Below are 16,222 nucleotides of genomic sequence, written 5' to 3' on the forward strand. Positions count from 1 at the left end.
AGATTCCCCCGACGCTCTGTCACGCCACGCGCCACTGCGGCGTCCTTGCCCACATGAACGCCGAAACCGCTTTCCAGACCCACCGCCCGCGCCTGATGGCCCTGGCCTACCGCCTGCTTGGCAGCCGCGCCGACGCCGAAGACGTGGTCCAGGATGCCTGGCTGCGCTGGTCCGGCGCCGACCCGGCGGCCGTCCGCGACCCCGAAGCCTGGCTGGTCACCACCACCACCCGGCTCGGCCTGGACCGGCTGCGCGCGGCCAAGCGCGAGCGCGTGCACTACGTCGGCCCATGGCTGGCCGAGCCGCTGGCGGTCACCCTGGAGCCCGACCCGGCGCCCGGCCCGGCCCAGCTGCATGCCCTGGCCGACGACGTTTCGGTCGCCTTCCTGACCCTGCTTGAACAGCTCGGCCCCGAGGAACGCGCCGCTTTCCTGCTGAAGGAGGCCTTCGACCACGACTACCGCGAGATCGCCGAGCTGATCGGCCACAGCGAGGCCAACTGCCGGCAGCTGGTGCACCGTGCCCGGCAGCGCCTGCAGGCCGGACGGCCGCGCTTCAACGCCGATGCCAGCCAGCACCGGCAGCTGCTGGCGCGCTTCATGGATGCCTCGCAGCGCGGCGACAGCGAGGCGATCCAGGCCCTGTTGCACGCCAACGCGTTGCTGGTGTCCGACGGCGGCGGTGTGGTCACCGCAGCGGTGCGCCCGCTGCTGGGCGCCGAGCGCATCGGTCGCCTGTTCTGGGCGATTGCCCGCCGCGGCGCGGTGCATCCGGCGCAGTTGGGCTACGTCAACGGCGAGCCGGCGATCCTGCGCTTTGTGGGTGATCGCTTGCACTCGGTCACCACCATCGAGGTGGTCGATGGCCGCATCGCCAACGTGTACAGCGTGTTGAATCCGGAAAAGTTGCCGAAGGTTGTCACGCGCGGCGACGCTGCGGCGTCCTGGTAGTGAAAGGCGGCCATCGTGGCCGCCGTGGAGCCCCCGATGTCCAATCACACTTCTCCCCGCGTCCCCTACACCCGCCTGGCCGCCGAGGCCTTCAAGGGCCTGCTGGCCACCAGCCAGGCGGTGCATGACAGCTCGATCGATCCGACCCTGATGGAACTGGTGTTCCTGCGCGTGTCGCAGCTCAACGGCTGCGGCTACTGCATGGACATGCACGGCACGGCGCTGCGCAAGGGCGGCATCGAGCCGCGCAAGCTGGACACACTGCCGGCATGGCACGAGAGCCGCTTCTTCGACGAACGCGAGCGCGCGGCGCTGGGCTGGGCCGAGGCACTGACCCGGCTGACCGACGGCGCGCCGTCGCAGGCGGCGTTCGATGCATTGGCGCCGCACTTCGATGAGAAGGGCATCAGTGACCTGAGCATGGGCATCGCGGTGATCAATGCCTGGAACCGCCTCGGTGCGGGGTTGCTGCCGCCGCTGCCGGCCTGACCCACCCCGCCTTCGACAGTTCATCGGTGCTGCTGGTAGGTGTCGACCTTGGTCGACACGGTAGATCCACGCCATGCGTGGATGCGGGAGAGTCGGATCCCTTCGCTTCGCGAAGGGCCCTGACCCGCTGTGGGTCGCTGGGGTCAGAGCCCTTTGCCGCGCAAAGGGATCTGACCCCGGTGCCGGCCACACGCCTGCACTGACCCCCTCTGCACGTATCAGGCGCGCACAATACGCGCATGCCTGCTACCCCCACCGCTGGCGCTGCCGCCGCGAAGAAACCCAGCCTGCGCCAGCGCTTCAGGGCGATGCGCAACCTGCCGCCGTTCCTGCGCATGGTCTGGAAGACCAGTCCCGCGCTCACCCTGGCCAGCCTCGGGCTGCGCCTGATCCGCGCGCTGCTGCCGGTGGCGATGCTGTACGTCGGCAAGCTGATCATCGACAGCGCCCTGCACCTGAGCCAGCACGACGCGGGCTTCCCGCCGCTGGGCGAAGCGCTGTCCAGCGGCGTGCTGAATCCGCTGCTGGGCCTGCTGGCGCTGGAATTCGGCCTGGCCATCGCCTCGGACCTGCTCGGCCGGCTGGTCAGCTACGCCGATGCCCTGCTCTCCGAGCTGTTCGCCAACGTCACCAGCATCCGGCTGATGGAACACGCGGCGACGCTGGATCTGGAGGACTTCGAGGACCCGGACCTGCAGGACAAGCTGGACCGTGCGCGGCGCCAGACCATGGGCCGGATGAACCTGATGAGCCAGCTGTTCGGCCAGGTCCAGGACGCGATCACCGTGGCCAGCCTCGCCGTTGGCCTGCTGGTCTACGCACCGTGGCTGATCCTGCTGCTGGTGCTGGCACTGGTGCCGGCCTTCATCGGTGAATCGCACTTCAATGCGGCCGGTTACAGCCTCAACTTCCAGTGGACGCCCGAGCGCCGCCAGCTCGACTACCTGCGCCAGCTCGGTGCCAGCGTGGAAACGGCCAAGGAAGTGAAGATCTACAACCTGCACCGCTTCCTGGTGGAACGCTACCGGCGGCTGTCGGTGGCGCTGTTCCAGGCCAACCGTGCACTGGCCCGGCGCCGCGCGTTCTGGGGCACGCTGCTGGCTGCGCTGGGCACGCTGGGGTATTACACCGCCTACGCCTACATTGCCTGGCGCACGGTGCGCGGCGACTTTTCGATCGGCGACCTGACCTTCCTTGCCGGCAGCTTCCTGCGCCTGCGCCAGCTGCTGGAAGGCCTGCTGATCGGCTTCTCGCAGGTGGCCAGCCAGGCGCTGTACCTGGACGACCTGTTCTCGTTCTTCCAGATCGAGCCGGAAATCCACTCGCGTGAAGGCGCCATACGCGTGCCGCAGCCGATCCGCCAGGGCTTCGTGTTCGAGAACGTCGGCTTCCGCTATCCCGATGCCGAACAGTGGGCGGTGCGCCACCTCGATTTCCAGCTGCAGGCCGGCGAAGTGCTGGCCCTGGTCGGCGAGAACGGCGCGGGCAAGACCACGCTGGTGAAACTGCTGGCACGGCTGTACGAGCCGGACGAAGGCCGCATCCTGCTCGACGGCCGCGACCTGCGCGACTACGACCTGGACGACCTGCGCGCCAACCTCGGGGTGATCTTCCAGGACTTCGTGCGCTACAACCTCAGCGCCGGCGAGAACATCGGCGTCGGCCAGGTCGAGGCGATGGACGACCAGGCAAGAATCGCCGATGCCGCGCGACGAGGCATGGCCGAGGAAGTGATCGACGACCTGCCCGGCGGCTACGACCAGCTGATCGGGCGCCGCTTCAAGCAGGGCGTGGACCTGTCCGGTGGCCAGTGGCAGAAGATCGCCATTGCCCGCGCGTGGATGCGCAATGCGCAGGTGATGATCCTGGATGAGCCAACGGCAGCGCTGGACGCGCGCAGTGAGTTCGAAGTGTTCCAGCGGTTCAGGGAGCTGGCGGATAATCGTACGGCAGTGCTGATTTCCCACCGTTTCTCTTCGGTACGCATGGCCGATCGCATCCTGGTGCTGGCCGATGGCCGCATCGAGGCCAGCGGCACCCATGCGCAGCTGATGGCCCAGGGAGGACGGTACGCCGAGCTGTTCGAGCTGCAGGCGGCGGGTTACCGCTGAGAACGCCTCTCGTTCCGCCCAATGAGAACCCATCTCATTTGAGATAGAATCAACCCCGACGACTTTCGATAGATACGCCCATGTCCTCCGCTTTCGGCGCCGAAACGGTGCTTGAGGTCCGTCACTGGACCGATGCCTACTTCAGTTTCACCACTACCCGCGACAGCGGCTTCCGCTTCGAGAACGGCCAGTTCGTGATGATCGGCCTGGAAACCGAGGCACGGCCGCTGCTGCGCGCCTATTCCATCGCCAGCGCCAACTGGGAAGAGCACCTGGAGTTCTTCAGCATCAAGGTGCAGGACGGCCCGCTGACCTCGCGCCTGCAGCACATCAAGCCGGGCGACAAGGTGCTGGTCGGCAAGAAGCCCACCGGCACCCTGCTGATCAGCGACCTGCACCCGGGCAGGAACCTGTACCTGCTGGGCACGGGCACCGGCATGGCGCCGTGGCTGTCGGTCATCAAGGACCCGGAGACCTACGAGCGCTTCGAGAAGGTGATCCTCTGCCACGGCGTGCGCTACGAGAAGGATCTGGCCTACCGCGATTACTTCGAGAAGGAACTGCGTGAGCACGAGTTCCTGGGCGAGATGATCGGCGACAAGCTGCTGTACTACCCGGCCGTCACCCGCGAGCCGTTCGCCAACCAGGGCCGCCTGACCCAGCTGATGGAAAGCGGCCAGATGCAGCGCACCCTCGGCCTGCCGGAGCTGAGCCCGGAAAACGACCGCGCGATGATCTGCGGCAGCCCGCAGATGCTGGCTGATCTGCGCAGCGTGCTCGATGCCCGCGGCTTCCAGGTCTCGCCGCGCATCGGCCAGCCGGGTCACTACGTGTTCGAGCGCGCGTTCGTCGAGAAATGATCTGCAACGGCAGCCGGCCGCCGGCCGGCTCTCCGTGCGCTCCGGGATTGCCGGCCAGCGGCCGGCACTCCCCCCTTCACAGCAGCGCTTCGATCGCGCTGCGCAGCTGTTCCGGCCTGGTGGTTGGCGCAAAGCGCGCAGCCACCCGCCCTTGGCGATCGACCAGGAACTTGCTGAAATTCCACTTGATGCGGGCGCTACCCAGCAGGCCGCGCTTCTCGCGTGACAGCCATGCCCACAACGGATCAGCCCCCTCGCCGTTGACCTCGATCTTCTCCGAAAGCGGGAAGCTGACCGGATAATCCAGCGAACAGAACTGGCGGATCTGCGCGGCGTCCCCCGGCTCCTGCGCGCCGAACTGGTTGCATGGGAAGCCGATCACCACCAGGCCACGCTCGCGATACTCCTGCCACAGCTGTTCCAGCCCGGTGTACTGCGGGGTGAAGCCACAGCGGCTGGCGACATTGACCAGCAACAGCGGGTGACCCCGGTACCCGGCGAGGGCCTGTGGCTGGCCGTCGAGGTCGCGGAAGCTGAAATCGTAGGCAGTGGTCATGGCGGTGAACCGTGGGCGGTGAATGCATGGTACCCGCGCCCGGCCGCGGCAACATGCCTTTTGACACAAGTGCGGGCGCCGCCGGCCGGGTTACCCTCGGGCCCTTGTTTGCCTTACCGGAGTTCCTGCCTTGACCACCCGCCTTGCCCTTGCCGTGGCCATGTCCCTCGGCCTTGCCCTGCCCGCCTTCTCGGCCGGCGCCGCCACCCCGGCCGCCAGCAGCACCGCCCAGCAGGCCAATCCGTTCTTCGCCGAAAGCCCGCTGCCGCTGCACTTCCCGCAGTTCGACAAGATCAAGGACAGCGACTTCGCCCCGGCCTTCGACGCCGGCATGGCGCAGCAGCTGAAGGAAGTGGAGGCCATCGCCAACAACAAGGCCAAGCCGACCTTCGACAACACCATCATCGCCCTGGAAAAGAGCGGTGACATCCTCGACCGCGCGACCACCGTGTTCTTCAGCCTGGTCGGTGCCGACACCAACGACACCCGCAAGAAGCTGCAGGCCGACTACTCGGCGAAGTTCGCCGCGCACAGCGATGCGATCGCGCTGAACGGCAAGCTGTTCGCCCGCATCCAGGCGCTGTACGACACCCGCAGCCAGCTGGGCCTGGACGCCGAAGGCGTGCGCCTGGTCGAGAAGTACTACGACAACTACGTGCGCGCAGGCGCCAAGCTGTCCGACGCCGACAAGGCCAAGCTGAAGGAGATGAACGCCGAGCTGGCCAACCTGGGTACCAAGTTCAGCCAGAACGTGCAGTCGGAGGTGAACGCTTCGGCGATCACCGTCGACGACGTCAAGCAACTGGACGGCCTGTCCAAGGAGCAGATCGCCGCCGCCGCCGAAGCCGCCAAGGCCCGCGGCCAGGACGGCAAGTACGTGATCACCCTGCTCAACACCACCGGCCAGCCGCCGCTGACCAACCTGGCCAACCGCGCCCTGCGCCAGAAGATCTACGAAGCATCGGTGAGCCGCGGCAGCCGCGGCGGTGAGTTCGACAACACCGCGCTGGTCTCGCGCATCATGCAGCTGCGCGCCGACAAGGCCAAGCTGATGGGCTTCCCGAACTTCGCCGCCTACAACCTGACCAACCAGACCGCCAAGACCCCCGAAGCGGTCAACGCGATGCTGGGCAAGCTGGCCCCGGCCGCGGTGGCCAACGCCAAGCGTGAAGCCGCCGACCTGCAGGCGATGATCGACCAGGAACAGAAGGCCGCTGGCAAGCCGACGTTCAAGCTGGAACCGTGGGACTGGGCCTTCTACAGCGAGAAGGTGCGCCAGGCCAAGTACAACTTCGACGAGTCGCAGCTGAAGCCGTACTTCGAAATGAAGAACGTGCTGGAGAACGGCGTGTTCTACGCCGCGGGCCAGGAATTCGGCCTGACCTTCAAGCAGCGCACCGACCTGCCGGTCTACCACGATGACGTCACCGTCTACGACGTGTTCGACGCCGACGGCAGCCAGCTGGCGATCTTCATCTTCGACCCGTATGCACGCGCCTCCAAGCGCGGTGGCGCGTGGATGAACTCCTACGTCTCGCAGTCCAAGCTGACCGGCTTCAAGCCGGTGGTCGCCAATCACCTGAACATTCCGAAGCCGCCGGCCGGCCAGCCGACCCTGCTGACCTGGGACGAGGTGAACACCACGTTCCACGAGTTCGGCCACGCCCTGCACGGCATGTTCTCCAACGTGAAGTACCCGTACTTCTCGGGCACCTCGGTGCCGCGTGACTTCGTCGAGTTCCCCTCGCAGGTCAACGAGATGTGGGCCGACAACCCGGTCATCCTGAAGAACTACGCCAAGCACTACCAGAATGGTTCGGCGATGCCGCAGGCACTGCTGGACAAGGTGCTGGCGGCAGCCAAGTTCAACCAGGGCTTCGCTACCACCGAGTACCTGGGTGCGGCCATGCTGGACCAGCGCTGGCACCAGATCGGCGCCGACCAGGTGCCGGCCGCCAAGGACGTGATGGCCTTCGAGCGCGCCGCGCTGGAGAAGGACGGCATCTACTACGCGCCGGTGCCGCCGCGCTACAAGACCCCGTACTTCAGCCACATCATGGGCGGCTACTCGGCCGGTTACTACGCCTACATCTGGTCGGAAGTGCTCGACGCCAACACCCAGAAGTGGTTCAAGGACAACGGCGGCCTGAGCCGCAAGAACGGCGACCACTTCCGCGCCACCCTGCTGTCCAAGGGCGGCAGCGTCGACGCGATGCAGCTGTTCCGCGATTTCGCCGGCCACGAGCCGCAGATCGAACCGCTGCTGGAAAAGCGTGGCCTGACCGGCGCCGGCAACTGATCGCCCGCGCAGTAGCCTGAAACGAAAAACCGCCCGGGAAACCGGGCGGTTTTTTTGTTGGGACATCCACGCATGGCGTGGATCTACTGGTGGGTGCCGACCGTTGGTCGGCACGATCCATTCGCGCCACGAACCCCGGCATCATCGATCCACACATGACGCACTCCAGTAGATCCGCGCCATGCGTGGATGCGCTTCCAGATCAGCGCCGAAACAGTCGCTCCCACCACCGTCGTTTCGGCGCACCGGGCGCGGCAGCGGCAGTCGATGCGACATCCGGGTGCGCTGCCACGAACTCCGCCAGCTGGGCCGCCGCGGCTTCCGCATAAAGGATCGCGCCGTCCGGCGCGCAGTTCAGCAGATTGCTCAAGCTGGTCGATGCATTGAGATCCATCGGGTTCGGCTCGACCACCTCGCTGGCCTCCAGCAATCCGCATCCGCTGGCGATCGCTTCATCGACAACACGCCAGAAAACGACCAGGCGTCCATCGGAGAACAGCTCCTCCAGGCGCGCAGCAAGTGCGCTGTCCACTGCATAATCAGCGCGTAATTGCTTCAGCCGGGCATGCGTGATGAACACGCCACCACCATAGTTTTCACGTAGATGGTTGCCGGCGGCAGCATCCGCCCACTGCAACGGCACCAGTTGCCGCCAGTCCGCGAAATACCGGGCGACCGCCGGATCGTCGATGAAAAACGAAAGGGCGCTCCCGCGGAGATAGTGATACCGCCGAAGGTGGCCGGCCACGATCGCCAGGTACAAAGCGTGCCCCTTCTCGAAAGGCACGTCGGCGCTGATCGAGCGAGCCTCGTCGATGCGTTCCTGCAACTGCTCCATGTAGAACGGCTCGATCCGGAACCGCTGTTGCAGCGCCTCGACCAGCGTCACGTCCTCCAGAGCACGGAAATAGATGTCACGGATCTCCGAATCCGCGACTGGATGGTAGGTGATGTCCCAACCCATGCTGCAACGCCTTCAGGAATGCGGTAACCCCGCCGACCCAACAGCGTAGCGTCGACGACGTCCACGCGCGGAGCTGACCGTGCAACACACGGATTTGGCGTCAGTAAGTATCGCATCCGGCCTGATCTACCCCTGCGCACCCTCAGCGTGGCGCCACGTACCCACCCGGTACGCCTTCCGGCGACAGCACCAGCTGCCACAGCTGCGCGTGCCGGCAGCGGAAGGTGGCCATCGATCCGGCCAGGTAGAACCGCCACATGCGGCGGAAATGCTCGTCGTAGCGCGCGTCCAGCTGCGGCCACGCCGCTTCCACGTTGCGTCGCCAAGCCTGCAGGGTGAGGTCGTAGTCGGTGCCGAAGTTGTGCCAGTCCTCCAGCACGAAGCGCCCTTCGAACGCCTTGCTGATCTGCACCGCCGACGGCAGCATTGAATTGGGGAAGATGTAGCGCGCGATCCACGGATCGGTGCGATGCCGCGAGATGTTGGTGCCGATGGTGTGCAGCAGCAGCAACCCGCGCGAAGACAGGCAGCGCCTGGCCACCTCGAAGAAACTGGCGTAGTTCTTGTCGCCGACATGCTCGAACATGCCGATCGAGAAGATCGCATCGAACGGCTCATCCAGTTCGCGATAGTCCTGCAGGCGGATCTCGATCGGCAGGCCGGCGCACAGTTCGCGTGCGTACCCGGCCTGTTCCTGCGAAATGGTCACGCCGACGCCGGTGACGCCGTAGCGCTCTGCTGCGAACTTCAGGGCTTCACCCCAGCCACAGCCGATGTCCAGCACACGCTGCCCGGGGCGCAGCCCCAGCTTGCGGCAGACCAGGTCCAGCTTGGCCTCCTGCGCGGCATCGAGATCACCGGCATTGCGCCAGTAGCCGCAGCTGTACACCAGGCGTTGGCCGAGCATGGCCTGGTAGAGGTCGTTGCCAAGATCGTAGTGGCGGCGGCCCACTTCGTAGCTGCCCTGCCCGACCTGCAGGTTGAACAGGCGCGCCTTCAGCGCATCGGCCACTTCGCGCCAACCGTGCACCCGTTCATCCAGGTGTGCCTGCATCAGGTGGACGAGGAATTCATCGAGGACGTTGGCATCCCACCAACCGTCCATGTAGCTCTCGCCGAGGCCAAGCGAGCCGTGCGCCATGACCCGCGCGAAAAAGCGCGGGTCATGCACCTGGATGTCCTGTGGCTGGGTGCCGCCGATGCGGACCCCGGCTTCCTGCAGCAGGCCGGCGACCCGCTCCTGCAACCCTGTATCCACGCCACCTCCTCGACTGCGGTCAACCGCGTGCGAACAGCTCCACGTAGTCCTTGGCCACGTGCGGCAACAGCACCGCCGCCGGTACGTCGGCGGTCTGGGTGCCGTCCGAGTATGGACCCACCTGGTACGGCGGGAAAACAAAGCGCAGCGCGGTGATCTGCCCCCTGTCGTTGGTCAGCGGCTGGAACTGGCTGAAATTGTCGGCCTGGGGGCCGGTACCGTCGGCGATCATGCGCGATGCGTTACGCAGCGATTCCTGCAGCTGGGCCGGGTCCATGTCCTCGCCACTGAGGCGGGTGGCCACGCGTTCGCGCAGCTGGTCGGCGACGAAATCACTGATCGCCTTCCAGCCCTTGGCATCGGCCACCAGCTTGTCGGCACTGAGCATCTGCTGCTGCGCCGGCAGCCACACGAAACGCGCCACCAGCGGCTCGCCGTGGGCGCCACCGGTATAGCGGCTGCCATCGGCACTGACCACCACCAGCTGCGGCGTTTCCAGCAGCTTCTCGAAGCTCAGCGACAGTTCGTAGGGCATGGTCGGCTTGTCATTGCCGAGCCCGTCCAGTGCCTGCTGCAGGTCGCTGCGTGCGCTGGTTGCGTAGTTCTGCAGCGCGCGCGCCAGGCCCGGGTAGCGATCGATGCCGGCCGGGTAGCTGATGCCCACCACTTCGCGCTCGTTGTTCTCGATCACGTCGCGCAGGTCCAGCGGCGCTTCCGTGGCCGGCGTTTCACCTGCGGCAGTGGCCTCGGCGGCGGGGGCCGCGTCGGTCGCCGGTGCCGGCTCGCTTTCACGCTGGCAACCGGCCAGCAACAGCACGCCCACCACGCCGGCCAGCACGCTGCCGTGCAATGGCCGGTTGTTTCCAATCTTCATCGGGATCCCCTGTTCATGTTTGTACATCATCGCCTGCCATGGCTGAAGCGTGGCCCGCTGGCATTCAGCCAGCGAGCAGGTCGTGGTACTCCTCGTGCCGCTGCAGGAAGGCTTCGGCGTAGGAACATGCCGGCACCACCTTGTACTTCTGCTCGCGGGCAAAGCGCAGTGCCACGCGGGTCAGCTCACCTGCGATGCCACGGCCGGCAATCGGCTCGGGTACCTCGGTGTGGGTGATGACCATGCGCCTGCGTTTGATCTGGTAATCGAGCACCGCCAGCTGTCCGCGCACACGGGCGGTGAAGCGATGGTTGGCCAGGTCGTGTTCGACCTCGTAGGCCAGACCGGGGGGCGTGACCGAAGCCATGGAACTGTCTCCTGCGGCGACTGCGTGGATGGTGCGCAGCCGGGCGCCATGATCGCGTGAAGCCTGAACAGGGGCAAGTCCAATCCATTCACGTCAGTTTTCGACCCTCAAGCTGGAGCGAGGACGGCCGCTATCGCCTGTGGAGGGGTACGGCCATGCTGGCACGGCCCTTGCGACCGTTGATCATGCGCACCACCGCGGAGGCTCCGATGCACCCCAGCGATTCCCATTCCGACACCGACCGCGCCCTGCTGGAGGGCCTGCTGCAGCTGGCGGTGGAAGGGCAGACCGAAGATCAGGATTTCCAGCGCATCGGCGAAGAGGTATTCGCCCGCCTGCTGGACACCTACGGCCAGCAGACCCGCGCCTGACCAGGAGCGGGTCCCTGCCCCAGGGGGCGGATCCAGTGGATCCGACCCCGGCCCCTCAACCGCCGCCGAGGCGGAAGGTCGGGTTGGAAAGCTCGCGCAGGAAGTGGGTGAAGATGCTCGGCTGCATGGCCAGCATGAAGATCACACCGAACGCCGCGCCCGCCAGGTGGGCGCTGTGGTTGATGCGATCACCACCGCGCTTGTCCATCCAGATGCTGTAGCCCACGTAGAACGCGGCATAGACAATGGCCGGTGCCGGGATGAAGAACACCAGGATGATCGACCACGGCTTGATCAGGATGAAGGCGAACAGAACCGCCGACACCGCCCCGGACGCGCCCAGGCTCAGGTAGTTCGGGTTCTTCTGGTTCTTCAGGTAGCTGGGCAGGATCGAGACCAGCAGCGCACCGATGTAGAACGCCGGGTAGGTCAGGTAGCTGCCGGTCAGCTGCACCATCACGCTCTCGATGAATCCCCCGAAGAAGAACAGGGTGATCATGTTGAAGATCAGGTGCGACCAGTCGGCGTGGATGAAGCCATAGGTCACCAGCCGGTCGTACTGGCGGTGACGGTCGATGGCCGGCGGCCACAGGATCAGGCGGTCGGCCAGCTTGCGGTTGTTGAACGCCATCCACGACAGGAGGGCGGTGATGGCGATCAACAGCAGATTGACGGGGGTCATGTCAGGCTCAGGCGCTACGGTAGTTGTCGACCATACGATAGCGTTTCGCGTACCAACCGAAGGCCAACGCCGCGACGAAGGCGAAACCGGCGAAGAAGAACATCAGGAATGCCGCCTCGCTCAGGCCCGTACTGGCGATCTTGTGGGTCACCGCATCGTTGCGCACAGCAGCGTTGGACAGCAGCACCCACAGGTTGCCGATGGTGGTGGTCAGGTTCCAGAAGCTCATCACCACGCCCTTCATCGCCTGCGGCGCCTGGCTGTAGGCGAACTCCAGGCCGGTGGCCGAGACCAGCACCTCACCGAAGGTCAGCAGCGCATACGGCAGCATCTGCCAGAAGATCGACATGGCATTGCCACCGTCCATCACCACCTGGATGCCGCCGACCACGATCCAGGCCAGGCCGCTGAAGGCGATGCCGGCGGTCATGCGGCGCAGCGCGGTCGGCTCGAAGCCGAAGCGGCGCAGGGCCGGGTACAGCACCAGGTTGTTGAACGGAATCAGGATCATTACCAGCAGCGGGTTCAGCGCCTGCATCTGCGAGGCGGTGAACCAGCTCGGCATCTGCATCTGCTGGCCCTGCAGGACCCAGGTCGAGGCCTTCTGGTCGAACAGCGAGAAGAACGGCGTGGTCAGGGCGAAGATCACCAGCACGCGCAGCACCGAGCGCACGCCTTCAACCGCTTCGGCCGGATGCTGGCCACGGGCGCGATCGAGCTGCAGCCAGGTGCCACCGCCGATGCCCGCCAGGATCGACACCAGCGCCAGGCACAGGCAGATGACGATGCCCAGCGAGCCGACCAGGCCGAACGAGGCCGCTGCCAGCACCAGGCCGAGCACGGCGATCACCAGGCCCGGACGGCCCTGGCCGGCCACGCGCGTGGTCAGTGCGGTACGCACCACGTTGGCGAACGAATGCGGGTCCTTCGGCGGCAGCGGTACCAGCACGTAGCGCTTGCGACCCAGCCAGAACACGAAAGTGGCGATGAACATCAGGATGCCCGGGATGCCGAACGCCCACTGCGGGCCCCAGTTCTTCAGCACCAGCGGGATCAGCAGCGAGGCGAACAGCGAGCCGAAGTTGATGATCCAGTAGAAGGCGTCGAAAACGATCTTGGCCAGGTGCTTGTTGCTCTGGTCGAACTGGTCGCCCATGAACGAGGCCACCAGCGGCTTGATGCCACCGGCACCCAGCGCAATCAGGCCCAGGCCGAGGAAGAAGCCCTCGCGGCTGTTCTCGAACAGCGCCAGGCACAGATGGCCGGCACAGTAGACCAGGCTGAACCAGAGAATGGTGTGGTACTTGCCGAAGAACCTGTCGGCCAGCCAGCCTCCGAGCAGCGGGAAGAAATACACGCCGATCATGAAGCTGTGCATGATGTCCTTGGCTTCACCGGCACGGCCTTCCGCAGTGATTTCCTGCAGCAGCAGCGAGGTGATCAGGAACTGCACCAGGATGTTGCGCATCCCGTAGAAACTGAACCGCTCGCAGGCCTCATTGCCGATGATGTACGGGATCTGGCGCGGCATCTTTCCCTGGCCGGCGATGGGGGCAACTGCGTCGTGGCTCATCCTGTAAGGCAATCCTGCAAAGCGAAAGGCGCCAAGGTTACCGGAAGCAGGGCTTGCGAAGCACGCTGCAGGGCTGCATGACAACGGTGCCAATCCGTGGCAGGCAACGCCACTACATGCCGGAAGTCACGGCACCTGCACGACAAAAGCGTAAACTTATCGTTATGCGCCCCCTCGCCCACGCCCGTCTCCTGCTCAGCTGTCTCGTGCTGCTGCTGGCGTTGCAGGCACAGGCGCGGCCGCAGGCACCGGCCGCCGCCAGCGGTGAGGCCGAGCCCCGGCAGCTGACCGTGGCCGCGCTGGAACTGCCCAGCCGCGATGATGCGCAGTGGAAGCAGCGCCGCGAACAGGTGGCGCACCTGCTCACCGAGCTGCAGCCGGACGTGATCTCCGTACAGCAGGTGCTGCAGCAGCAGGGCCGCAATCCGGCCTGCTGGCTGGCCAGCCGGCTGCGCTACAGCTGCGACTTCGTTACCGCCGATCCGCCCAGCCAGCCGTTGCGGCATGGCAACGCGATGCTGACCCGGCTGCCGGTCAGCGAGGATGGCGTAACCCTGCTGCACCCACCCGGCACCTTCAGCGCCGCCGGCATGATGCGGCTGAAGCTGGGCCAGGCGCTGGTCAACATCTATGTGGCACGGCTGCGCCCGGACCCGGACGAGGCCACTGCCCGCCAGCACCAGACCAGCGACCTGATGACCTGGATCGGCGCCACCGCCGAGGGCATGCCCAGCCTGATCGCCGGTGATTTCTCGGCAACTACCATCGAGCTCGTGCGCAGTACCCCGGGGTTCCAGCCGGCCCGGCGCAATCCGGGCGGCCGCCCCGAGCCGCCGGCGGCCAGCGGCGGTGGCGCCAGTGGTCATGGCCTGGACGTGCTGTTCCAGGTCAAGCACTTCGGCGGCATCCGCCAGCAGCCGATCCTGCTGCCGGCCGACGGTGACCTGCCGGGCCTGCGTCTGGGCGTAATGGCCACCCTGCGCCTGCAGGGCGATACGGCCACGGCCGAATAGGTAGTGCCGGCCGCTGGCCGGCATTCCAGGGCTGCCGGCCAGCGGCCGGCACTACCAATGCGGAAAACAAAAAGGCCGGGGTCTCCCCCGGCCTCTTCATTTCATCCAGCGACGCAGATCAGGCAATCGCTTCCTGGTAACGGCGCTCGACTTCGTTCCAGTCGATGACGTTGAAGAACGCGCCGATGTATTCCGGGCGGCGGTTCTGGTACTTCAGGTAGTACGCGTGTTCCCACACGTCCAGGCCGAGGATGGGGGTGTTGCCTTCCATCAGCGGGCTATCCTGGTTGCCGGTGCTCTCGACCACCACCTTCTTGTCCGGAGTCACGCTCAGCCAGGCCCAGCCGCTGCCGAAACGGGTCAGCGCTGCCTTGGTGAAGGCGTCCTTGAACTTGTCGAAGCCGCCCAGGTCCTTGTCGATGGCCTTGGCCACGTCGCCCACCGGGTTACCGCCCGCGTTCGGTGCCATCACGGTCCAGAACAGCGAGTGGTTGGCATGGCCGCCACCGTTGTTGCGCACCGGACCCTGCAGGTTCTCCGGCAGCGACTTGAGCTTCTTCACCAGTTCTTCGACCGGCAGGTCAGCGTACTCGGTGCCTTCCAGCGCCGCGTTGACGTTGTTGATGTAGGTCTGGTGATGCTTGGTGTGATGGATTTCCATCGTCGCCGCATCGATATGCGGTTCCAGCGCGTCGTAGGCGTAGGACAGCTTGGGCAGGGTATAGGCCATGATGCATCTCCTGATTGCGAGGGCACCCGACGGTGTCGGGCGTTGCGCGGTGAATGATGGGGACAGACCGCCAGATTACCAAGGGGGATGTAAAGGAAATTGCGTCCTGCCGGTGAGCACGACGGCAATTGTTACGCAGCGGTGACGCGGCGCCGTCCTCATGCACCGTGCAGCGCGCAGGCGCTACAGTGCGAGCACCACCCTCGCCCGCTTCCTTGCCCATGCGCAACCCCCGGCTGCTGATCACCGCCATCGCCCTGCTGCTGCTCGGCCTGGTCGTCAACTATTTCATGCAGCGCCCGCCGGCGCCGCAGTTCGCGCCGGACCTGCAGGGTGCGACTGCCGCGCGCGCACCGGCCACGGCCACGCCCGGCAAGGGCAACGGTCTGCCCGCCTTCCTGCCCGCCGAAGCCCTGCAGACGATCGCGCTGATCCAGCGCGGCGGGCCGTTCCCGCACCGCCAGGATGGCAGCACCTTCGGTAACCGCGAACAGCAGCTGCCGCAGCGTCCGCGCGGTTACTACCGCGAATACACCGTGGACACCCCCGGCGCGCGCACCCGTGGCACGCGCCGCATCGTCACCGGCGGCGATCCGCCGGAGGCGTGGTACTACACCGACGACCACTACGAATCGTTCCGCAGCTTCACCGTACCGGCCCAAGGAGCGCAGTGATGAGCCACGACGATTTCGGCCTCGGCCTGCATGACATCAACAATGCCGGCGTCTACGCCATCGACAGCGACGACATCGGCGCACTGGCCGCAGCGATGCGCGATGCCGGCGTGAAGGTGATCCGCATCGACCTGGAAGGCGTCGCCGACAAACGCACCCTGCTCGCCCGGCTGGCGGCGCAGCTGGATTTCCCGGCTGGCTTCGGCGGCAACTGGGATGCACTGTCGGACAACCTGCGTGATCTGCAATGGCTGCCGGCCGACGGTTACGCGCTGTTCCTGGCCGACGTGGATACGTTGCGCGCCTCCACACAGAAGGATTTCGACACGTTGCTGGACGTGATGGACGAAGCCAGCCGCGACTGGGTCGGCCGCGACGTGCCGTTCTGGGTGTTCCTGTCGCAGAGCGCGTAGGGCAATGCCCTGGTAGAGGCCGACCTTGGTCGGCGTTC

General features: G+C 66.0%; 17 protein-coding genes. 9 read left to right on the forward strand and 8 right to left on the reverse strand.

Annotated elements, in window-relative coordinates; translation table 11 throughout:
* Positions 1-53: 53 nt before the first annotated feature.
* From AC5P7E_RS00970 to AC5P7E_RS00985, 4 genes are all read left to right on the forward strand, one after another.
* Positions 54-950 (forward strand): RNA polymerase sigma-70 factor, encoded by an 897-nt coding sequence (locus tag AC5P7E_RS00970; RefSeq protein WP_114618917.1) that lies wholly within the window; start codon positions 54-56, stop codon positions 948-950.
* Positions 951-986: 36 nt separating this feature from the next.
* A complete protein-coding gene (locus tag AC5P7E_RS00975; protein ID WP_005413960.1) occupies positions 987-1,439 on the forward strand; it encodes a carboxymuconolactone decarboxylase family protein in 453 nt (150 codons plus the stop codon).
* A 239-nt stretch (positions 1,440-1,678) separates the two neighbouring features.
* Entirely contained in the window at positions 1,679-3,550 is a 1,872-nt protein-coding gene (locus AC5P7E_RS00980; RefSeq protein ID WP_024956642.1) for an ABC transporter ATP-binding protein, read from the forward strand.
* A gap of 80 nt (positions 3,551-3,630) precedes the next feature.
* A complete protein-coding gene (locus tag AC5P7E_RS00985) occupies positions 3,631-4,410 on the forward strand; it encodes a ferredoxin--NADP reductase (protein WP_005410300.1) in 780 nt (259 codons plus the stop codon).
* A 76-nt stretch (positions 4,411-4,486) separates the two neighbouring features.
* Here AC5P7E_RS00985 and AC5P7E_RS00990 read toward each other — a convergent pair whose 3' ends face one another.
* Positions 4,487-4,966 carry a glutathione peroxidase gene (locus AC5P7E_RS00990; RefSeq protein ID WP_005413962.1) on the reverse strand — a complete coding sequence of 160 codons (480 nt, stop codon included), beginning with the start codon at positions 4,964-4,966 and terminating at the stop codon, positions 4,487-4,489.
* Positions 4,967-5,096: 130 nt separating this feature from the next.
* Here AC5P7E_RS00990 and AC5P7E_RS00995 point away from each other — a divergent pair, with 130 nt between their 5' ends.
* Positions 5,097-7,265, forward strand: coding sequence for a M3 family metallopeptidase (locus AC5P7E_RS00995; protein ID WP_005410302.1), 2,169 nt, complete (start codon positions 5,097-5,099; stop codon positions 7,263-7,265).
* Between the two features lie 202 nt (positions 7,266-7,467).
* Here AC5P7E_RS00995 and AC5P7E_RS01000 read toward each other — a convergent pair whose 3' ends face one another.
* From AC5P7E_RS01000 to AC5P7E_RS01015, 4 genes are all read right to left on the reverse strand, one after another.
* Entirely contained in the window at positions 7,468-8,229 is a 762-nt protein-coding gene (locus tag AC5P7E_RS01000; RefSeq protein WP_024956640.1) for a hypothetical protein, read from the reverse strand.
* 142 nt (positions 8,230-8,371) lie between these two features.
* Entirely contained in the window at positions 8,372-9,487 is a 1,116-nt protein-coding gene (gene cfa / locus AC5P7E_RS01005; protein WP_065183473.1) for a cyclopropane fatty acyl phospholipid synthase, read from the reverse strand.
* Positions 9,488-9,506: 19 nt separating this feature from the next.
* Positions 9,507-10,388 (reverse strand): DUF3298 and DUF4163 domain-containing protein, encoded by an 882-nt coding sequence (locus AC5P7E_RS01010; RefSeq protein WP_114618922.1) that lies wholly within the window; start codon positions 10,386-10,388, stop codon positions 9,507-9,509.
* 37 nt (positions 10,389-10,425) lie between these two features.
* Positions 10,426-10,728, reverse strand: a complete 303-nt coding sequence (locus AC5P7E_RS01015) for a GNAT family N-acetyltransferase (RefSeq protein WP_005410305.1) — start codon at positions 10,726-10,728, stop codon at positions 10,426-10,428.
* A 209-nt stretch (positions 10,729-10,937) separates the two neighbouring features.
* On the opposite strand from AC5P7E_RS01015, the gene AC5P7E_RS01020 reads away from it, so the two are divergent.
* Positions 10,938-11,099 (forward strand): hypothetical protein, encoded by a 162-nt coding sequence (locus AC5P7E_RS01020; protein ID WP_005413966.1) that lies wholly within the window; start codon positions 10,938-10,940, stop codon positions 11,097-11,099.
* Between the two features lie 55 nt (positions 11,100-11,154).
* Here the strand turns inward: AC5P7E_RS01020 and AC5P7E_RS01025 are convergent, their stop codons facing one another.
* Complete coding sequence (locus tag AC5P7E_RS01025; RefSeq protein ID WP_005410307.1) at positions 11,155-11,781, reverse strand: rhomboid family intramembrane serine protease; 627 nt, start codon at positions 11,779-11,781, stop codon at positions 11,155-11,157.
* A gap of 7 nt (positions 11,782-11,788) precedes the next feature.
* Positions 11,789-13,354, reverse strand: coding sequence for a POT-type proton-dependent oligopeptide transporter (locus AC5P7E_RS01030; RefSeq protein WP_005413967.1), 1,566 nt, complete (start codon positions 13,352-13,354; stop codon positions 11,789-11,791).
* Between the two features lie 164 nt (positions 13,355-13,518).
* Between AC5P7E_RS01030 and AC5P7E_RS01035 the strand changes: the two genes are divergently transcribed.
* On the forward strand, positions 13,519-14,367 hold the full coding sequence (locus AC5P7E_RS01035) for an endonuclease/exonuclease/phosphatase family protein (protein ID WP_114618916.1): 849 nt from the start codon (positions 13,519-13,521) through the stop codon (positions 14,365-14,367).
* Between the two features lie 118 nt (positions 14,368-14,485).
* On the opposite strand, the gene AC5P7E_RS01040 is transcribed toward AC5P7E_RS01035, so the two are convergent.
* Positions 14,486-15,097: a superoxide dismutase gene (locus AC5P7E_RS01040; protein ID WP_005410310.1), complete on the reverse strand. Its 612-nt coding sequence runs from the start codon at positions 15,095-15,097 to the stop codon at positions 14,486-14,488.
* Positions 15,098-15,318: 221 nt separating this feature from the next.
* On the opposite strand from AC5P7E_RS01040, the gene AC5P7E_RS01045 reads away from it, so the two are divergent.
* Positions 15,319-15,771 (forward strand): guanyl-specific ribonuclease, encoded by a 453-nt coding sequence (locus tag AC5P7E_RS01045; protein WP_114618915.1) that lies wholly within the window; start codon positions 15,319-15,321, stop codon positions 15,769-15,771.
* Complete coding sequence (locus tag AC5P7E_RS01050) at positions 15,771-16,184, forward strand: barstar family protein (RefSeq protein ID WP_088429983.1); 414 nt, start codon at positions 15,771-15,773, stop codon at positions 16,182-16,184. Before AC5P7E_RS01045 ends, AC5P7E_RS01050 begins: the two co-directional genes overlap by 1 nt.
* Positions 16,185-16,222: the final 38 nt, after the last annotated feature.

The sequence above is a fragment of the Stenotrophomonas sp. YJH_SMC_25 genome, from assembly GCF_059369595.1.